The sequence below is a fragment of the Halalkalicoccus sp. CGA53 genome, from assembly GCF_036429475.1.
GTDB lineage: Archaea > Halobacteriota > Halobacteria > Halobacteriales > Halalkalicoccaceae > Natronorarus > Natronorarus salvus.
In genome coordinates, this window is record NZ_CP144125.1 from 650,908 (window position 1) to 668,681 (window position 17,774).

At 67.6% G+C, this 17,774-nt stretch carries 17 protein-coding genes, 1 tRNA gene and 1 pseudogene; 14 read left to right on the forward strand and 5 right to left on the reverse strand.

The features are described from left to right. Window positions 1-51 precede the first annotated feature (51 nt). From V2L32_RS04590 to V2L32_RS04630, 9 genes are all read left to right on the forward strand, one after another. Window positions 52-2,319 carry an ATP-dependent DNA helicase gene (locus V2L32_RS04590; RefSeq protein WP_331235298.1) on the forward strand — a complete coding sequence of 756 codons (2,268 nt, stop codon included), beginning with the start codon at window positions 52-54 and terminating at the stop codon, window positions 2,317-2,319. After that, complete coding sequence (cgi121, locus tag V2L32_RS04595; RefSeq protein ID WP_331235299.1) at window positions 2,319-2,813, forward strand: KEOPS complex subunit Cgi121; 495 nt, start codon at window positions 2,319-2,321, stop codon at window positions 2,811-2,813. The genes V2L32_RS04590 and cgi121 overlap by 1 nt, the downstream gene beginning before the upstream one ends. Before the next feature lie 72 nt (window positions 2,814-2,885). Beyond that, window positions 2,886-3,257, forward strand: coding sequence for a DUF5789 family protein (locus tag V2L32_RS04600; RefSeq protein WP_331235300.1), 372 nt, complete (start codon window positions 2,886-2,888; stop codon window positions 3,255-3,257). Between the two features lie 48 nt (window positions 3,258-3,305). Next, a complete protein-coding gene (locus V2L32_RS04605; protein ID WP_331235301.1) occupies window positions 3,306-4,487 on the forward strand; it encodes an MFS transporter in 1,182 nt (393 codons plus the stop codon). A gap of 23 nt (window positions 4,488-4,510) precedes the next feature. Continuing rightward, window positions 4,511-5,803 carry an oxidoreductase gene (locus V2L32_RS04610; RefSeq protein ID WP_331235302.1) on the forward strand — a complete coding sequence of 431 codons (1,293 nt, stop codon included), beginning with the start codon at window positions 4,511-4,513 and terminating at the stop codon, window positions 5,801-5,803. Next, window positions 5,803-6,285, forward strand: a complete 483-nt coding sequence (locus tag V2L32_RS04615; protein WP_331235303.1) for a DUF456 domain-containing protein — start codon at window positions 5,803-5,805, stop codon at window positions 6,283-6,285. The genes V2L32_RS04610 and V2L32_RS04615 overlap by 1 nt, the downstream gene beginning before the upstream one ends. Window positions 6,286-6,322: 37 nt before the next feature. Continuing rightward, entirely contained in the window at window positions 6,323-6,535 is a 213-nt protein-coding gene (locus V2L32_RS04620) for a hypothetical protein (protein WP_331235304.1), read from the forward strand. 122 nt (window positions 6,536-6,657) lie between these two features. Next, complete coding sequence (locus V2L32_RS04625) at window positions 6,658-7,302, forward strand: nitroreductase family protein (RefSeq protein WP_331235305.1); 645 nt, start codon at window positions 6,658-6,660, stop codon at window positions 7,300-7,302. A gap of 282 nt (window positions 7,303-7,584) precedes the next feature. After that, window positions 7,585-8,910 (forward strand): cytochrome P450, encoded by a 1,326-nt coding sequence (locus V2L32_RS04630; RefSeq protein WP_331235306.1) that lies wholly within the window; start codon window positions 7,585-7,587, stop codon window positions 8,908-8,910. On the opposite strand, the gene V2L32_RS04635 is transcribed toward V2L32_RS04630, so the two are convergent. Next, window positions 8,911-9,222 carry a hypothetical protein gene (locus V2L32_RS04635; protein ID WP_331235307.1) on the reverse strand — a complete coding sequence of 104 codons (312 nt, stop codon included), beginning with the start codon at window positions 9,220-9,222 and terminating at the stop codon, window positions 8,911-8,913. It abuts the gene before it with no gap. A gap of 439 nt (window positions 9,223-9,661) precedes the next feature. Between V2L32_RS04635 and V2L32_RS04640 the strand changes: the two genes are divergently transcribed. Together V2L32_RS04640 and V2L32_RS04645 are read left to right on the forward strand one after the other, a co-directional pair. Next, on the forward strand, window positions 9,662-10,834 hold the full coding sequence (locus V2L32_RS04640; protein WP_331235308.1) for an MFS transporter: 1,173 nt from the start codon (window positions 9,662-9,664) through the stop codon (window positions 10,832-10,834). A 210-nt stretch (window positions 10,835-11,044) separates the two neighbouring features. Further along, the gene (locus tag V2L32_RS04645) at window positions 11,045-12,832 is read left to right on the forward strand and encodes a cbb3-type cytochrome c oxidase subunit I (protein ID WP_409348404.1); all 1,788 of its coding nucleotides are present in this window, start codon (window positions 11,045-11,047) and stop codon (window positions 12,830-12,832) included. On the opposite strand, the gene V2L32_RS04650 is transcribed toward V2L32_RS04645, so the two are convergent. After that, a complete protein-coding gene (locus V2L32_RS04650; protein WP_331235309.1) occupies window positions 12,833-13,294 on the reverse strand; it encodes a DUF6789 family protein in 462 nt (153 codons plus the stop codon). 95 nt (window positions 13,295-13,389) lie between these two features. On the opposite strand from V2L32_RS04650, the gene V2L32_RS04655 reads away from it, so the two are divergent. After that, a complete protein-coding gene (locus tag V2L32_RS04655; protein WP_331235310.1) occupies window positions 13,390-14,610 on the forward strand; it encodes an MFS transporter in 1,221 nt (406 codons plus the stop codon). A 347-nt stretch (window positions 14,611-14,957) separates the two neighbouring features. On the opposite strand, the pseudogene V2L32_RS04660 reads toward V2L32_RS04655, so the two are convergent. Continuing rightward, window positions 14,958-15,434 (reverse strand): annotated as a pseudogene (locus V2L32_RS04660) (Gfo/Idh/MocA family protein); the annotation flags it as partial. Window positions 15,435-15,748: 314 nt separating this feature from the next. Here V2L32_RS04660 and V2L32_RS04665 point away from each other — a divergent pair. Beyond that, window positions 15,749-16,309, forward strand: coding sequence for a DUF7282 domain-containing protein (locus V2L32_RS04665; protein WP_331235311.1), 561 nt, complete (start codon window positions 15,749-15,751; stop codon window positions 16,307-16,309). A 117-nt stretch (window positions 16,310-16,426) separates the two neighbouring features. Here V2L32_RS04665 and V2L32_RS04670 read toward each other — a convergent pair. Then, window positions 16,427-16,499, reverse strand: a tRNA-Gln gene (locus tag V2L32_RS04670). Window positions 16,500-16,545: 46 nt separating this feature from the next. Then, a complete protein-coding gene (locus V2L32_RS04675) occupies window positions 16,546-16,992 on the reverse strand; it encodes an arsenate-mycothiol transferase ArsC (RefSeq protein WP_331235312.1) in 447 nt (148 codons plus the stop codon). A 153-nt stretch (window positions 16,993-17,145) separates the two neighbouring features. Between V2L32_RS04675 and V2L32_RS04680 the strand changes: the two genes are divergently transcribed. Continuing rightward, a complete protein-coding gene (locus V2L32_RS04680; RefSeq protein WP_331235313.1) occupies window positions 17,146-17,766 on the forward strand; it encodes an IMP cyclohydrolase in 621 nt (206 codons plus the stop codon). Window positions 17,767-17,774: the final 8 nt, after the last annotated feature.

A 17,774-nucleotide genomic window follows, 5' to 3' on the forward strand; every position in this document is an offset into this window, starting at 1 on the left:
CCTTCGGGGCGGAGGCGATGGTTTAAACCGCGAGACAGACTACGATCGGTAATGGATATCTCCGAGGTCCCGGGGGTGCCTCCGTGGTTCCGAGAGCACCTCGAAGAGGAGGGGGTCGAGTCGCTCTATCCCCCGCAGGCGGAGGCGGTCGAGGCGGGCGTCGCGGAGGGCGAGAGCGTCGTCGCGAGCGTGCCGACCGCGAGCGGAAAGACGCTGATCGCCGAACTCGCGATGGTCTCGTCGATCGCTCGCGGCGGCACCGCCCTCTACATCGTCCCCCTCAGGGCGCTCGCGAGCGAGAAACACGACGCCTTCACCCGGTTCGAGGCGTTCGGGCTCACCGTCGGCGTCTCGACGGGCAACTACGAATCGGACGGGGAGTGGCTCGCATCCTGTGATATCGTCGTCGCCACCAGCGAGAAGGTCGACTCGCTCGTGCGCAACGACGCCCCCTGGATCGACGATCTCACCTGTGTGGTCGCCGACGAGATCCACCTCGTCGACGACGGCAACCGGGGACCGACCCTGGAGGTGACCCTCGCGAAGCTCCGACAGCTCAACCCGGACCTCCAGACCGTAGCGCTCTCGGCCACGGTCGGCAACGCCGACGAGATCGCGGAGTGGCTCGACGCCGCGCTGATCGACTCCGACTGGCGGCCGATCGAGTTGCGTACCGGCGTCCTGTTTCGAAACGCGCTCCACTTCGACGACGGCGCGAAAGAGGAGTTCCGGGTGCCCTCCGACCGGAAACCGACGGCGGCGCTCGTCGTCGACGCACTCTCGAAGGGCGGCTCGTCGCTCGTGTTCGTCAACTCCCGACGGAACGCCGAGGCGGAGGCGAAACGGCTCGCGAGCGCGGTCGGCCCGGAGCTCGAGGGAGGAGAACGAGAGGAGCTCGCCGCGCTCGCCGAGGAGATCCGCGGGGTGAGCGACAGCGAGACGAGCGACGACCTGGGGGCCTGCGTCGAACGCGGCGCGGCCTTTCACCACGCGGGACTCGCCCGCGAACACCGCTCACTCGTCGAGGAGGCGTTTCGAGCGCGGCTGATCAAGGCGATCAGCGCGACGCCGACGCTCGCGGCGGGGGTGAACACGCCGAGTCGGAGAGTGATCGTCCGCGACTGGCAGCGCTACGACGGGAGCGTCGGCGGCATGGCCCCGCTCGCGACCCTCGAGGTCCACCAGATGTGCGGCCGGGCGGGAAGACCAGGGCTCGACCCGTACGGGGAGGCCGTCCTGCTCGCCTCCGGCCACGACGAACTCGAAGAGCTCTTCGACAGGTATATTTGGGCCGACCCGGAGCCGGTGCGATCGAAGCTCGCGGCGGAACCCGCGCTCAGGACCCACGTCCTCGCCACCGTCGCCTCCGGCTTCGCGGACTCCCCCGCGGGACTTCGGGAGTTCCTCGACCGGACGCTCTACGCCACCCAGTCCGAGGACGCGAGGCACCTGGAGGGTGTGACCGATCGGGTGATCCAGTACCTCGAACGGAACGAGTTCCTGGAGCGAGTGGAGGACGGGAACGCGCGCGGGGGCGTCCGGCTGAAGGCGACCCCGATCGGTCACACGGTTTCGCGACTCTACCTCGATCCGATGAGCGCTGCGGAGATGATCGACGGACTGCGCGAGGCCGACTCCCCCACCGCGCTCGGGCTGTATCACCTCGCGGCGCGCACGCCCGACATGTGGGAGCTCTACCTCCGCTCGGGCGACCAGCAGCGCTACACCGAGGTCGCCTACGAGCGCGAGCGGGAATTCGTCGGCGAGATGCCGAGCGAGTTCGAGGCCGACCGGTTCGAGGACTGGCTCTCGGCGCTCAAGACCGCCCGGCTGATCGAGGACTGGGCCGACGAGATCGACGAGGACCGCATAACCGACCGGTACAGAGTAGGACCGGGCGACATCCGGGGGAAGGTCGAGACGGCCACGTGGTTGCTCGGGGCCGCCGAACGGCTGGCGATCGAACTCGGCCTCGGCGTCGAGACGGTCGAGGCGATCACCGAGGCGCGGGTACGCGCCGAACACGGCGTCCGGGGCGAACTGCTCGACCTCACGGGGATCCGTGGCGTGGGACGAAAACGCGCCCGACGGCTCCACGACGCGGACTTCCGATCGCCCGAGGCGATCCGCTCGGCGGAGAAGGAGGAGGTCCTGAAGGCGTTGCGTGGCCGACGGAAGACGACCGAGTCGATCCTCGAGAACGCCGGCCACCCCGATCCGTCGCTCTCGGACGTGAGCGAAGCGGAGATACCCGAGCTGCCGGAGGACGACCGGGAACGAGGAGAGCCCGACCCCCAGACCGGGCTCGGTGACTTCTGATGGAACTCGTCGTCTGCGAGACGAACGCCGACGACCTCGATACGTTCGTCGCCCGGTTGGGCGAGGTCGGCGAGGCACACGGCTGTGCGATCGGGGCGTTCTCGATTCGGTATATCGCCTGCGAACGCCAGCTCGAACGCGCCGTAACGCTCGCGAACCGGGCGTTCGATCGGGGCGAGAACGTCGCCGACGACCGGGCGATCGAGATACTCCTCTACGCCGCGGGCAGGCGACAGATCGACCAGGCGCTCGGGATCGGCGTTCGGGAGGGCGAGGGGCGAGCCGTCCTCGTGATAGACGGCGAGGACGAGACCGGGGCGATCGAGGCACTCTCGGGGCTGGTCGAACCGATCGACGAACCGGTGGATGGCGGCGCGGACCCGAAGCTGATCGCTGCGTACTTCGGGATCACCGATGCCGAACGGGAGGCGACCGATGCCGACCTCTGTGACCTGGTCTGCGAGCGGGTCGCGCTGCTCGACGTCGAGAAGTGACGCGATGGCCGTCGTTCGGGCCGACTCGCCTGCCGGGTGAAGCGTTTTTCCCGGGGCGGGCGGAGTGACGCCATGACCGAGAACGACGAGACCGTGAGCGATCCCGAGGTCGTCGAGAACGCCGAACGGCGCGCTCGCTCGCGCGCCGTTCGGGTCGAGGACGCGGTGGACGACCTGGCCGCACGGACCTTCTCGGCTGGGAACTACCCGACGACGAGCGAGGAAATCGCCGAGGAGTACGGCACCCAGGAGATCGACCTGGCGAACGAGACGGAGACGCTCGGCGACGTGCTCGATCGGCTGCCCGACGAGCGCTACGAGAGCGAGGCCGAGGTCCGCGAGGCGGTCTACGGGGAACTGAGCGGTCAGGCCGGCGGAAGACACGAGTACGACGAGGGAAGGGAGCTCGACTCCGACCCCGTCGACGAGGACCCGAGCCGGTAGCCGGCGACAGGCGGGCCTATATACCCGGGCGGCGAGACGGCCGAACGGATGGCGGGCCCCCGCTGGCGCTACCGGTGGACGCTGCTTTCGACCTGTGTGCTCGCCTACTTCGCGACGCGGGTCGGGCAGGTGGCGATCGGCGCGCTTGTCCCCGCGATCACCGAGACGTTTTCTGTCTCGTCTAGCTCCATCGGCGCGGCGCTCACCGGGATGTGGGTCGCCTACGCGCTCTCGCAGGTCCCGAGTGGCGCGCTCTGTGACCGAGTCGGCGAACGACGGGTCGTGCTGCTCGCCGTCGCGGTCGCAGGAGTCGGCGCGCTCGTCCTCGCGGGCGCACCCTCGTTCCCGGTCTTCGCGGCGACCGCCGTCGCGCTCGGAGGTGGCGTCGGTCTCTACTACACCGCGGGGACGGTACTGCTCACGAGCGGCGCGGAGAACCCGGCTCAGGCGATCGGACTCCACCGCCTCGGTGGCGAACTCGCCGGGATCGTCGCGCCGGTCGGGTCGGTCGGGATCGCGGTGTGGTTCGGCTGGCGAGGCGCGTTGCTCGCCTGTGCCCTCGTGACGGTTCCGGTGCTCTCCCTGGTCGTCCTCCGGGTACGACCGACGCCGTCGACCGACGGAAGCGAACCCGGTACCGAGAGCGGGTTCGACCGGCGGGCACTCCTCACGATCACCCGGCGGCCGACGCTCGTCGCCGCGACGGCCGTCGCGAGCCTCGCGGAGTTCGTCGCCATCGCGACGATCACGTTCCTCCCGGCACTGCTAATCGGGCTTCACGGCGTGAGCGCCGGGTTCGCTGGCGTACTGCTCACGACGTACTTCCTGGCCGTCGCACTCTCCCAGCCGGCTGCGGGACGGCTCTCCGATCGGTTCTCGTGGGACATCGTCACCGCCTGTGTACTCCTCGTCGGATCAGGCGGCTACGCGCTCCTCGCGCTCGCACCGGGACCTGACTGGGTCGTCCCCGCGGTCGTTCTCTCGGGAGTCGCGATGGGGTGGAACGGTCCGGTACAGGCCCACGTCCTCGCGACGCTGTCCGAGCGCGACCGCGGAGCCGGTTTCGGTGCGATGCGAACGACGTACATCCTGCTCGGCGCGCTCGGGGGCGTCGTGACGGGTACTGTCGCCGACTGGGCCGGCTGGGAGAGCGCGACCTGGCTGCTCGCTGCGACGCTCCTCGTCGCGGTGCCCGTGGTCCTCTCCGATCGGGTGAGGGGAACCGATTAGTCGGGGCGGACGATACTGGTGATATGTCCCCGCGGCTCACCGACCCGCTCGCGATCGGCGGCTGCGAACTGCCGAACCGGCTCTATCGCGCGCCGCTACTCGAGTGTGCCGGGAACGGTCCCGACGCCGTCGAAATCCTGATCGAGGAACTCGAACCCGCCGCCGAAGCGGGAGCCGGTCTGATCTTTCAGGGGGCGTCGATCGTCACGCCGGAGGGCGGCTGTGCCGCGCCGAACATGACCCACGTCGCCGACCCCGACTTCGTCTCGCGGTGTTCCGAACTCACCGAGCGGATCCACGATCACGGCGGGAAGGTCTTCGTCCAGCTCGAACACGGCGGTCTTCGGAGTCTCGAGACCTGGCACCGGGCTTACCGCGACGACCACCCCGACCTGCGCCAGCTCGCGGTCTCCGAGCCGCCCGGACTCCTCAAATTCGCCGAACGTCTCGGCTTCCTCTCGTACGACCCACACGTCCTCGCGACCGGTGAGGTCTACGACCTCGCCGACCGATTCGGCGACTCCGCTAGCTGCGCGGCCGACGCCGGCTACGACGGGATCCACGTCGCTGGCGCGAACATGGGGATCGTCCAGCAGTTCCTCTCGCCGTACTACAACCGCCGCGAGGACGAGTTCGCGGAGGGAACGAGGTTCCTCGAGGCGGTCCACGACGCGATTCGCGAGCGGGCCGGCGACGTCCCGCTCGTGACCAAGGTCCCGGCGGAGACGCACTCGCCGCCGGGCGTGCGAACCCGGCTTTCGATACCCGATGCTGTCCGGATCGCGGAGGCCGCAGAGCGGATCGGGTTCGACGCCGTCGTCCCCGTCGACGGCTCGGTCTTCTGGGACATGAGCATCGTCAGGGGCGAGTACCCGGAGCGCGCGTGGTCGGACTCCCGGTTCGAGGCGGGGTACGAGTCGACGTTCGGCGGGCGACGCTGGAGACTGATCGCGGCGGCGAACCGACTCCACGCCCGCGGGTTCGCCTTCGAGCCGTCGTGGAACGAGCGGTTCTGTCGCGAGGTCCGGAAACGGGTCGGGGTTCCGGTGCTGATGGAGGGAGGTATCAGGAGACGGTCCGGGATCGACCGGCTGCTCGGCACCGGCGCCTGTGACGCGGTGGGGATCGGTCGGCCCTTCTACGCCGAGCCACGACTGCCGGCGAGGCTACTTTCGGACCCGAAGGCCGAGGCGGCCTGCGAGAACTGTAACAACTGTACCGTCCCGCAAGTGGCGGGCGCACGTGGGGTCTGCCGGACGCCGAGCGTGATGGCCCGTCGCGGAGAGCTCGTGCGGGAGGGGGCGTACGACCGCTGATGGAGCCCGCCTTCCTCCTCGCGGTAGCGGTGCTCGTCGGCGGGGTGGTCGCGAGCTTCGTTCCGCTCGTTCCGGGCGCGGGCCTCTCGCTCGCCGCGATCGTCTTCTACTGGTGGTCGACGGACTACAGCGAGCCCGGCGTACTCTTCCTCGCGCTCGCCCTCGTCGTCGGGCTCTCCGCGCTCGTGCTCGATTACTTCTCGAGCGTCATCTCCGCACGGATCAGCGGTGCCTCGACGCGGACCGCGCTCGCCGCGGGCCTCGTCGGGGTCGTCGCGCTCGTCCTCGCGACGCCAGTCGGTGCGCTCCTCGTCATCCTCCTCACCGTCTTCGTCCTCGAGTACCGCGAGTCGGGTGCCGTTGACGAGAGCGCCCGAAGAGCGGCGTACACCACCCTCGGGATGCTCGCTTCGACCGCGACGCAGGTCCTCGTGACGCTCTTCCTACTCGTCGGGTTCCTCGTCTCGGTCCTCGTGCTGTGAACGGCGGTTTTAGGTGCCGAGGCCTCCACCCCCTCGTATGGCCTCACGTGAGGATATCCTCGAACTGCTGGCGCACTACGCACTGATGATCGTGATCATGTTCGCGGTCCTCGCGGGGATCGAGGCGCTCTACGGCGACCTCGACTTCCTCGTCTCGCTCGGCGTCGCCGTCGTCGTCGCGCTCGCCTACTCGATCGGCGTCCGGCGGCTAGGCGTGGCGCCAGCGGCGTGGCAGCGCGGCGAGAGCTGATACGGACTGCTGTAGCTGGTTACCGCTCGGACCGAGAGGTGAGTACCCGTCTGAGCGGGACGGACGGACTGCTGTCCGTCCGAAGCGTCGGTATTCATGCCCGACCGATCCCCAGACGGGACATGGACACCTCGGAGGTCATCCGAACCCGCCGGTCGGTCCGCGAGTACCGGGACGAGCCGATCGACGACGCGCTGCTCGAGGAGTTGGTCGAACTCGCCACCCTCGCGCCATCGAGTTACAACATGCAGCCGTGGGAGTTCCTCGTCTGCCGGGAGGAGAGAACGCTCGAACGGCTCCGCGACTGTGCCTACGACCAGCCGCAGGTGACCGACAGCGCGGCGACAGTCGTCCTCCTGGGGAACCTCGATCCGGCGGCGCACGCCCGTCCGATCCTTGAGGACTCCCTCGAGAAGAAGTACATCGAGAGCCGGAACGCGGTCGAGCGCCGGATCGACCGGATCGAGGGGAAACGCGAGGACCCGATCGAGGATCGCCGGCTCTGGACGACCAAGAGCACGTCGCTCGCGGCGATGACGCTCATGCTCGCCGCCTGGGACCGCGGGATCGCCTCCTGTCCGATGGAGGGCTTCGACGCCGACGCGCTCTGTCGGGAGTTCGGAATCGACCCCGAGTCCTACGACCCGGTGATGCTGATCACGCTCGGTTTCCCGGCCGAGGACGCCGAAGACATCGTTCGCGAGCGGAAACACCGACGGCCGATCGACGACCTGTGTCACTTCGAGTCGTTCGGTCCGACCACCTGAACCGGGTGCTCAGCCGCCGTCGTACCGTTTCGACAGAGTCTTGACATCGCATCCCGCAAGTCGGGGTCGAGAACAGCGTCGAAGCCGATCGAGCGACCGTGCTCGACCGCGAATGAACGGATCGAGAGTCCGTTGGAGCCGCGTCCGCCGGTGACGAAGGGACGAACCCTCTGTGATGATGGGGTCGCACCCGCCGATCGTTTCGGTTGCGGGCTCACGTTCCCGCGGAGACGGACCTCTTCGCTACCTAACCGTTTTGCCCGTCGGGTCCTACCCACGGGTATGGCAGTGAGGCCACCGGGACCGAAGGGGGTCCCGGTCATGGGGAGTACGGCCCAGTACGCGCGCGACCCGTTCCGGTTCATGGACGCGGTGCGCGACGCCTACGGCGACATCGCCCGGTTCGAACTCGGCCGGGAGTGGACGTACATGCTCACGAACCCGGCGGACGTCGAACGGGTGCTGCTCACCGAGGAGAGTGCGTACGAAAAGCCCGAGTTCCAGACCGACGCCCTCGGCGAGTTACTGGGGAGTGGACTGATCCTGAGCGAGGGCGAGCTCTGGCGGCGGATGCGCGAACTCTCGGCCCCCGCGTTCGGGAGCGACCGTCTCTCGTCGCTCGTCCCGACGATGGTCTCGCACACCGAGGCGATGACCGAGCGCTGGGACGACGGCAACCGGATCGCGATTGAACCGGAGATGGCCCGGGTGACCGTCGCTATCATCACCGACGCGATGTTCGGCGACGACCTCGGCCGGGAGCGGATAAGGCGTGTCCAGGAGAACCTCGAACCGCTCGGCCGACGTTTCGAGCCCGATCCGATCCGCTTTCTCCTCCCGAACTGGGTACCGACCGCGGGAAACCGCGCCTACCGGGCGTCGATCGCCGTGCTCGACGGCGTGCTGGAGGAGGTGCTCGCGGAACGGGGGCCGAGCCCCGAGGGTGGCGACCTGCTCTCGATCCTCGTCCGTGCGCGGGAGGAGGGCCTGATCGACGGGACACAGGTCCGCGACGAGCTGATGACGATGCTGCTCGCCGGCCACGACACGACCGCGTTGACGCTCACCTACGCCTGGTGGCTGCTCGGCACGCACCCCGAGGTAGAGGCGCGGCTCCACGAGGAGTTCGACTCGATCCTCGGTGGCGAGCCGCCGCAGACCGCCCGACAGGTGCGCGAGTTGCAGTACGCCGGGTGGGTGCTGAACGAGGCGATGCGGCTCTACCCACCCGTATACACCATGTTCCGGCAGGCGAAACGGGACGTCAGGCTCGCGGGCTACGGGATCGAGGCGGGGTCGATGCTGATGCTTCCCCAGTGGGCGATCCACCGGGACCCGCGGTGGTTCGACGATCCAGAAGAGTTCGATCCGGAACGGTGGCGTCCCGACCGAGCGGCGGCTCGCCACCGGTTCTCGTTCTTCCCGTTCGGCGGCGGTTCCCGGAGCTGTATCGGCCGACAGCTCTCGCTCCTGGAGGCGAAGGTGATCCTCGCGACCGTCGCGAGCGAGTATCGGTTGCGCCCGGTCGGCGACCGTACGTTCGACCTCAGGGCGTCGCTCACCCTGCATCCGAGGGAGCTGATCGAGATGCAGGTTCGCGAGCGCTGATCAGGGAACGGTCTCGTGCCAGGGCTCGTCGCACTCGGGACAGCGTCGGATCGGGTCGGCGGGGGTCGCGGTCCGCCCACAGGCCGGACAGACCCACTCGGTCGCACCCTCGTAGCGGTCGAGGAACCAGTCCATCGTCCCGCCGCGTTCGACCAGTTTTGACTCCTCGAACGCGTGGACGACGACCGTGTGACCGGTCTCGGACTCGTGGTGGAGCCGGAGGCGTTCGAGCGTGTCGTAGGCGTACCACTCGACACCCTCGTCGAGCTCGTCACAGTCGAGACAGGTTGCGGTGATCCAGATATCTCCCATTGTCGTATCCTTCGGTAAACACATCTGATCCGTTATGCATTTTTGTCGTACACCAGCTCATGTATACTTTCGTAAATACCTTCCGGGAGAGATAATCGGCAGACGGGGACGCCAGCCGGAGTTACCTTGCGAGTGACCTATAGACAATCAGGTATTTGTGGTCTTCCTCCAACGGTGGCGGCCAAAAAACGGTCCTCCCCTGGTCGATGGGCATCGACTCGGGATCCGGATGGTGGGTGAACGGTGGTCCGACAGCGTCGAGCGGACCGACGGCACGACCGGTCGTCGGTCGACCGAACCGACCGCGCCCGACATATACGTCATATAATAATAAGAGTTTCGTCATTTCATCGCCCGGACGTGGACCGACACCCTCATGGCCGCAAGCGGCGTCGGGGCGGTAGATTCGGTCCGACGACCGGTCGGTGATCCACACTCGATGCGCTGGCGATACCGGGAGACCGTCCTCGCGCTCTGTACCGTCGCGTTCTTCGCGACGATGGTCGCGCGGCTGGTTATCAGCCCGGTAGTGCCGTCGATCACCGCGGAGTTCGCGGTGTCGAACACGGTCGTCGGCCTCGCGCTCACCGGGATGTGGATGGCCTACGCGCTCTCGCAGTTTCCCAGTGGGGTGCTCGCCGATCGCTACGGCGAACGGGTCGTGATTCTCGTCGCGATCTGGGGGACCGGGGTGACGAGCCTGCTGCTCGCGCTCTCGCCGAACTACCCCGCCTTCTTACTCGTCGCGATCTGTCTCGGCGGCGTCGCCGGCCTCCACTACAGCGTCGGGACGACGCTGCTCGCCCGCACCTACCGGGACATCGGCACCGCGATCGGACTCCACAACGCCGGTGCGCCGGCCGCCGGACTGCTCGCGCCGATCGCCGCCGCGTGGGTCGGCGTCCAGTACGGCTGGCGGCCCGCGGTCGCGCTCGGCGCGCTCGTCGCGATCCCCGCCGCGGTCCTCTTCGCCTGGAGGGTCGAACCGACGGAGCCACAGCGGCCCGAGCAGCCGATGCGCGAACGGTTCCAGGTCGGACCCGTCCGCGACCTGCTTTCGAGACCGGAGATCGCCTTCACCGTCGGTCTCTCCGTGCTCTGTGCGTTCGTCTGGCAGGGCACCGCCTCCTTCCTCCCGACGTTCGTGATCGAGCACCGGGGCGGCTCGCCGGCGCTCGCGGGCGTCGTCTTCTCCGCGTACTTCGTCGTCCAGGGCGTCGTGCAGGTCGGCGTCGGCGCGCTCTCCGACCGGATCGGTCGCGACCGCACCGCGGCCGGCTGTATGGTCGCCGGTGTCCTCGGGTTCTCGCTGTTCGTCGTCGGGTCGGGACTCCCCTCGATGGCGCTCGCCGTTCTCCTCGTCGGCACGGGGCTTAGCTGGTCGGCCGCGGTGCTCCCCCGCTTCATGGACCACCTCTCCGAGTCGGAGCGGAGCGCCGGCTTCGGGCTGGTTCGAACCGTCTACATGGTGATCGGCTCGCTCGGGTCCGTCGGCGTCGGCCTCGTCGCCGACACCTTCGGCTGGGCCGTCTCGTTCGGCATGCTCGTCGCCTCCCTCTCGATCGTCCTCTGTGCGCTCGTCACCAATCGGCTGCTCGGCCTCGGGTACTGAGACCGGTAGCCGTGCGCCGTTCGAGGGTATCGTACCCCGCGATCCCGGAAGTCTCCACACGGCACCGGCAAACGGGACGAGTCTCCGTCACCGACGACCGTCGAGCGATCCGTGCAAACGCTGAATACACTCGTCGGTGCACGAGGTGTGTGAACGTCATTCGCGCCCGTGACCGGGAGCCCGGTTCGCTTCCGGATCGGAGGGAGAGCGGTGTTCGTTGATCTGCTCCTCGGCGTACTCGTCGGGATGCTCGCGCTCTGTGGTCCCGTCGCGCTCTCTCGACGGCTCGAACGGGATAGCGGACCGAACGGGACCGACCCCTCAGACGGGGCGGTCCGGCCCGACGGTGGCTACCCAAGCGAGCACGGCGTGGAGCGGGCGAAGCCGACCGGCGTGCTCCGCTGGCTGACGACGGTCGACCACACGGACATCGGGCTGCTGTACTTCGCGGTCGCCGGCGCCGCGTTCTTCTGGGGCGGCACCGACGCGATCATGCTCCGGACGGAGCTTCTCACCCCCGAGACGGAGGTCTTCACGATCGAGACGTACAACGCACTCTTCACGATGCACGGCATCACGATGCTCTTTCTCTTCGCCACCCCGGCGATCTTCGGTTTCGTGAACTACTTCCTCCCCGTCCTGATCGGCGCCGACGACATGGCCTTTCCCCGCGTCAACGCGATCGCGTTCTGGCTGCTGCCGGTCTCGTTCGTGCTCATCCGCGCGGACATGCTCACCGATATGCCCGGTCACGTGATCGCGCTCGTCGACCCGGCGCTCGCCGAGCCGCTGTTCGCCATCTCGCCGATGGAAGCCGGCTGGACGATGTACCCGCCGATGTCCGCCGAGATGGTGAGCCCACACCTCGACCTCGTCCTCCTGGGACTGCACCTCTCCGGCATCGCGACCGTGATGGGCGCGATCAACGTCATCGCGACGATCTTCACCGAGCGCGCGCCGGAGATCGACTGGAACAGGCTCGACATCCTCTCGTGGACGTTCCTCGCGCAAGCGGGGCTGATCCTCTTCGCCTTCCCGATGCTCGGCAGCGTCCTCCTGATGCTGCTGGCCGACAGGAACCTCGGGACGCAGTTCTTCACGGTCGAGGGTGGCGGGCCGATCCTCTACCAGCACCTGTTCTGGTTCTTCGGCCACCCGGAGGTCTACATCGTCGTGCTCCCGCCGATGGGGCTGATAAGCTTCATCCTCCCGAAGTTCGCGGGTCGCAAACTCTTCGGCTTCAAGTTCATCGTCTACTCGACGCTCGCCATCGCGGTGCTCAGCTTCGGCGTCTGGGCACACCACATGTTCACGACGGGGATCGATCCGCGGGTCCGAGGGGCGTTCATGGCCGTCACCATCGCAATCGCGGTGCCGAGCGCGGTCAAGGTGTTCAACTGGATCACGACGATGTGGCAGGGCCGGATACGCCTCGAGGCGCCGATGCTCTTCTGTGTCGGCGCCATCGCGACGTTCATCGTCGGCGGCGTGACGGGGGTGTTCCTCGGTTCGATCCCGATCGACCTCCGGTACCACGCGACGTACTACGTCGTCGGCCACTTCCACCTGATCATCACCGGATTCATTCCGTTCGCGATGTTCGCCGGCGTCTACTACTGGTACCCGCTGTTCACGGGACGGATGTACGATCGTCGCCTCGCGAAGATCCACTTCTGGACGAGCACGGTCGGCGTGATCGTCACCTTCCACGCACTGTTACTGCTCGGCGCGCTCGGCCTCCCGAGACGGTACGCCGAGTACCCCGGCGAGTTCGTCTCGCTCCAGGTCGTCGCCACGCTCGGGGCGTTCGTCATCGCGGTCGGTCAGGTCGTCTGGGGCTGGAACATGGTCCAGTCCTACCGACGGGGACCGCTCGTCGACGGCGACCCCTGGAACCTGAAGGAGCACGGCTTCTTCACGCGCGAGTGGGAGTGGTTCGAAGCCCGGCTGGAGGAGGGTGAGGCAGACGCGGTCGCGGTCGCCAGGGACGAGGAGTGATTACGGTCCGGAGGAGTGCGTCGCCGCGACCGCCGGGGGCTTCCCCCCGAACCGTTCGTAGACGACCCCGAGCGTGAAACCGTAGGCGAGGTGCGCGAGGAACGTGAAGAAGAGGTAGATGAAGAGGAACTGGGCGCTCAGCTCCTCGGGCCGGCCCAGGAGGACGAACGCGATCCAGAGACCGAACGCGAAGACGACGGCCTGGACGGTCGGATCGTCGGTCCGGAGGAGGCGGCCGAGGTACGGTGAGATCGCGACGAAGAGCACCGGCCAGGCGAGGATCCCGGCCGCGGTGAAGATCGCCATCCCGACGACGTCCTCTCCGGGGAGGCCGACGAACCGGGCGATGATCGCGGGGACGTCGAGGGTGAGCCGGGTCTGGGTCGCGAGAAAGAGGAAGACGAGCATCATCACGGCCGTCGCCGCGGTGCCGGCGACGACCGCTCGGGCCAGCCTGTTCATACCGTCCCTACCTCGCTTCGGTCGAAAACGCTGTCGATGGGGGCCACCCGGCGTGAAGGGAACCGTACTTCCCGGGCCTCCCCGAACCCCAGGTGATGAGCGTCACCACCGACCGCGACACCCTCGGCCGATACTCGCTGGTGGCGCTCGGCGGCGGGGGCTACTGCTGTCTGATGTTCGTCTGGTTCTCGCTCCCGGCGTACCTCGCACCCGTGATCGACGAACTCGGTCTCACGAGCACCCAGGCGGGCGTGCTCGTCGGCGCGATCCCGCTCACCTACATCCCACTGGGGCTGGCGAGCGGCTACCTCGTCGATCGGGTCGGCCCGCGGATCGCGCTCGCCCTCGCGCTCGTGATCGTCGGTAGCTCCCAGCTCCTCCGGGCGGTCGCGGAGGGCTTTCCCTCACTCCTGCTCGCGACGATGCTGATCGGCGTCGGCGGCACGGGAATCACCTTCGGACTGCCGAAACTCGCCGCCGACCTCGTCCCTGCCGAGAGAGTGGGTACCGCTTCCACGATCTACCTCGTCCCCTCGTACCTCGGGACCGCCGCCGCGTTCGGTCTCGGTCGGCCGGTGATCGGGCCGTTCCTCGGCGGGTGGCGCCCGCTGTTCCTCGCGAGCGGGCTCTTCGTTCTCGTCTACGCCTGTCTCTGGGCGCTCGCCGCGATCGTCGCTGGGAGGGGCGGCGTGGCGGAGCCGAGGACCGAGCCCGGGGACGGGAGTTCCCGAACGTTCCGCGACGACCTCGGTGCCGTGATCGGCAGCCGCGCGATGTGGCTGCTCGTCGTGATCGGGACGATGTACCTCTTCACGCTCCACGGACTGCAGGGCTGGCTCGTCACGATCCTCGAAGCAGGGGGGAGTTCGCCCGCCGTCGCGGGGACGATCGCGAGCCTGCTCGTCGTCGCCCAGATCGCGGGCGTACTCGCCATCCCGCCCCTCTCCGATCGGTACGATCGCAGACACGAAGCCGTGGTCGCCTGCGGGGTACTCTGTATCCTCGGTCCACTCGGCCTCCTCCTGGTCGTGGGTGGCGGCTGGTTCGCCCTCCTCCCCGTGGCGCTGATCGGGCTCGGTGTCGGCGGGCTCTCGCCGCTCGTCCGGGCACTCCCGGTCGAACTGGAGGGGATCGGCCCGCGACTCACCGGGACCGCCGTCGGCCTCGTCTTCGCCGTCGGAGAGATCGGCGGCTTCCTCGGGCCCGTGATCGTCGGCGTGCTCAACGACCTCACTGGCTCGTTCGTCCCGGGGATCGCGCTGTTCGCCTGCTGTGGGGTGATCGTCGTGCTCGCGGGATACGCGCTCGACGTCTGAGAGATCGGGCGACGTGTTCCGTCGCCTGGGTCAGTCGGGCGTCCCTCCGTCGGTGGCGAACGCTCGCGTCTCCGAGCCCGCCGCGGCGTTCTCGTCGAGGTACACCGCCCTCCCGCGGACAGAGGAGGTGTAGATAGCGTCGATGATCCGCTGGACAGCGAGTCCTTGCTCGACCGTGTTCCGGTCGGGCTCTCGCCCCTCCGCGATACAGTCGAAGAAGTACGCCTGCTCCGAACGGTGACTCGACCCCGTACCGGTCTCGACGGTCCGCTCGAAGCGGTAGTTGAACCGACCATCAGCGTCGCGTCGGACGATTCGGCGGCGGTCGCGATACGTTCGGCACTCGTGATGGTGTGTGCGAGCGGCTTCTCGCAGAGCACGTGGACCCCGGCGTCGAGTGCGGCGGTCACGTACTCCTCGTGGAACCGGTTCGGCGTCGTGACGATCACGGCGTCGACCCCCTCGCGGAGCAGCGCGTCGAACGAGTCGAACGTCGGGACGCCGAACTCCCGTTCGTACTCCACGCGTGCCGGCCCGGAGACGTCCACGCCGCCCGCGAGGTCGACCCCGTTCTCGAGGGCGCACTCGGAGTGCCAGACGCCGATACCGCCCAGACCGACGATCCCGGCCGCAGGTTCTCTGTCTCGCTGTTCATTGGTATACGGGCTCGTGGTATCGAGGAGTCCTTCATCGTAGTAGTAAGCCGAGAGAAGTCGGAGGAGGGGACCCGTCGGTAACCGACCGACGGACGAGCCGAGCGATCGGTCGGCCGGCGTCGACCGGAACTGGAGGAGGCGCACTTCCGGACGTTCCGAGCGGTCCACTTCCGTCGGGGTGGTTCGCGATGGCTCGAGGACCGTCCGCGTCTGCGACCGACCGGCTGGCGCTCCCGTCGACGAACCCCGCGTACTCCATCCAAGGTACTGCCAGTGCGTCTTCTAATCGTCTCGTACTTTCCCAAAAGGTTGTTCAAACTTATTTTAATATTCGTTTATATACTTCGTACGGCCATCGGCACACGTCACCGGACCGTGCGGGATGGTGGAGTTCGGTGACGCGGACGGCGGCCGTGCTGGGTCGCTGTCGGAGGACGACATGCCAGAGAGATCTACATCAAAAAAAACGGATCGGACGACGGATGGCGATACGAACTGTAGCGGGCGCACTCACACTGGGGGCCGGTTTCGGTGGTCTCGGATCGGTGAGTGCGGAGCACCAGGAGAACTACGCGGAGATCGACTTTAGCGATCAGAGATCGAACGGTACGACCGTAACCGTCGACTACACGAAGCTCCGGGCAGACGGCTTCATCACGGTCCACACCTGGGACCTCATCGTCGAGCAGGACGGACCGGGGACGATCGTCGGCGTCTCTCGACACCTCGAACCGGGCGAGTACGTCGACGAGGTCGTCCGGCTCATCCACCCGACTCGGGGCTTCTCCTCGGCGTTCGATGATCAGAACCGCCTCTCGGAGGACCAGCGGCCGATCGTCGTCCCACACCGTGACATGGAGCACATCGGCGAGTTCGACTTCGCGGTCGCACCGTACGTCGATATCCCGTTCACCAACGGGACGCGCGAACGTGAGGACCTCCCCGTCGAGGGAGCGGTGAACAACGTCGCGTCGGTCACAGTCGCTCCCCCGGCATGGGGGCGATCACGTGGGGCTGGCCGAGGAATGAGCGGGCGGCGGTAGCTGCTCGTCCCAACGAGCGTCGCGTTTCTACGACTAGTGAGAGCCGAGGTCACGCATAGGAGCGGTTATTTCAGTCAGCGAGTGGCCACTGGCCGTGGCCGGTCGGAAAGAGCTGAGTAGTCCTGCCTGGATTCGAACCAGGGTCCTTGCCTCCAGAGGGCAAGAGGATTGGCCGCTACCCCACAGGACTTCACCTCTCCGTACCTGTCCTCGCCACTTATGCCTGTCGAACCGCCCTACAGGCCCACCGAAACCTCGGCCTCGACCTCGTCGAACAGCGCCTCGATCCGGACCTCGATCTCCTCTCTGATCGCCCGGACCTCCGCCTCGCTCTTCCCGTCCGGATCGGCGAGCTCCCAGTCCCGGACATCCACACCGACGTCCGCGTCCAATTCGAGCGTCGAGCAACCCATCGTCGCGACCGCGTCGCAGGAGGCGAGTTCCGCCTCTGAGACCTCCCTAGGTACCTTCTCCGAGAGATCGATCCCGACCTCCGACATCGTCTCGACCACCTCGGGGTGGACGCGCTGTGCAGGAAGCGTCCCGCCCGTGACGATCTCCACGTCGAGGTCCCTCCGAGCGGCCTCGCGCTCGGCGAACGCGGCGGACATCTGGCTCCGCCCGGCGTTCTGTACGCAGACGAAGCCCAGTTTCGGACGTCGATCGGTCGTGGACTGGTTCATACGCGATCTACTCGTGGCGACCACATAGTGCCACCGATGAAACTCCCGTATATAGGCAATAGAGGGCTCGTTACCGGTGTGGAGCACTATATACGTCGAACATCTCGAACGGCGAACCGACACCGACATGCGCCGGGATGGAGATTTCAGCCCATGTACGTCGGACGGTTCATCGTCGTCGCACCCGACCGCGCGGGCTACCGCGTCTCCTCGCGCTCGTTCCCCGATCGCCGGGTGATAGACAGAGACGGAACCCTCACCGTCGCGCCGACGCCCGGAGCAGCGGAGACCGACAACCCCTACGTCTCGTACAACTGCGCGCGGTTCGTCTCCGAGGGTGATCCCGAGGCAGGACCGGAGAACGCGGAGGCGGCGGTGCTCGGCAACGGTTCGCAGGTCGACCCGATCGCGGAGAAGCTCTCGATGGGCTACCCCGCCCGCGACGCGCTCTCGACGGCGCTGCTCGCGCTCGACTACGAGAAGGACGACTACGACACGCCACGGATCGCGGGGGTGCTGGACTCCGAGGAGGGGACGCCGGTCGCGACGGTCGGGATCGTCCGTCGGGACGCCCTGCTGGTCGAAGCGGTCGAGGAGCCGACGCTCGTCGCGACCTACGAGCGAGACACGCCCGAGGCGTTCTCGCTCGACGCGACGAGTTCCGAAGGGGTCGCGAGCGAGCTCTACGACCACGAGTTCGAGCACGCGGTCTGCGCGGCGGGTGTCGAGCGGTCGGAATCGGGCTTCGTGACGGCGATCGAGAACGGCGAGTAGAAGAGAGG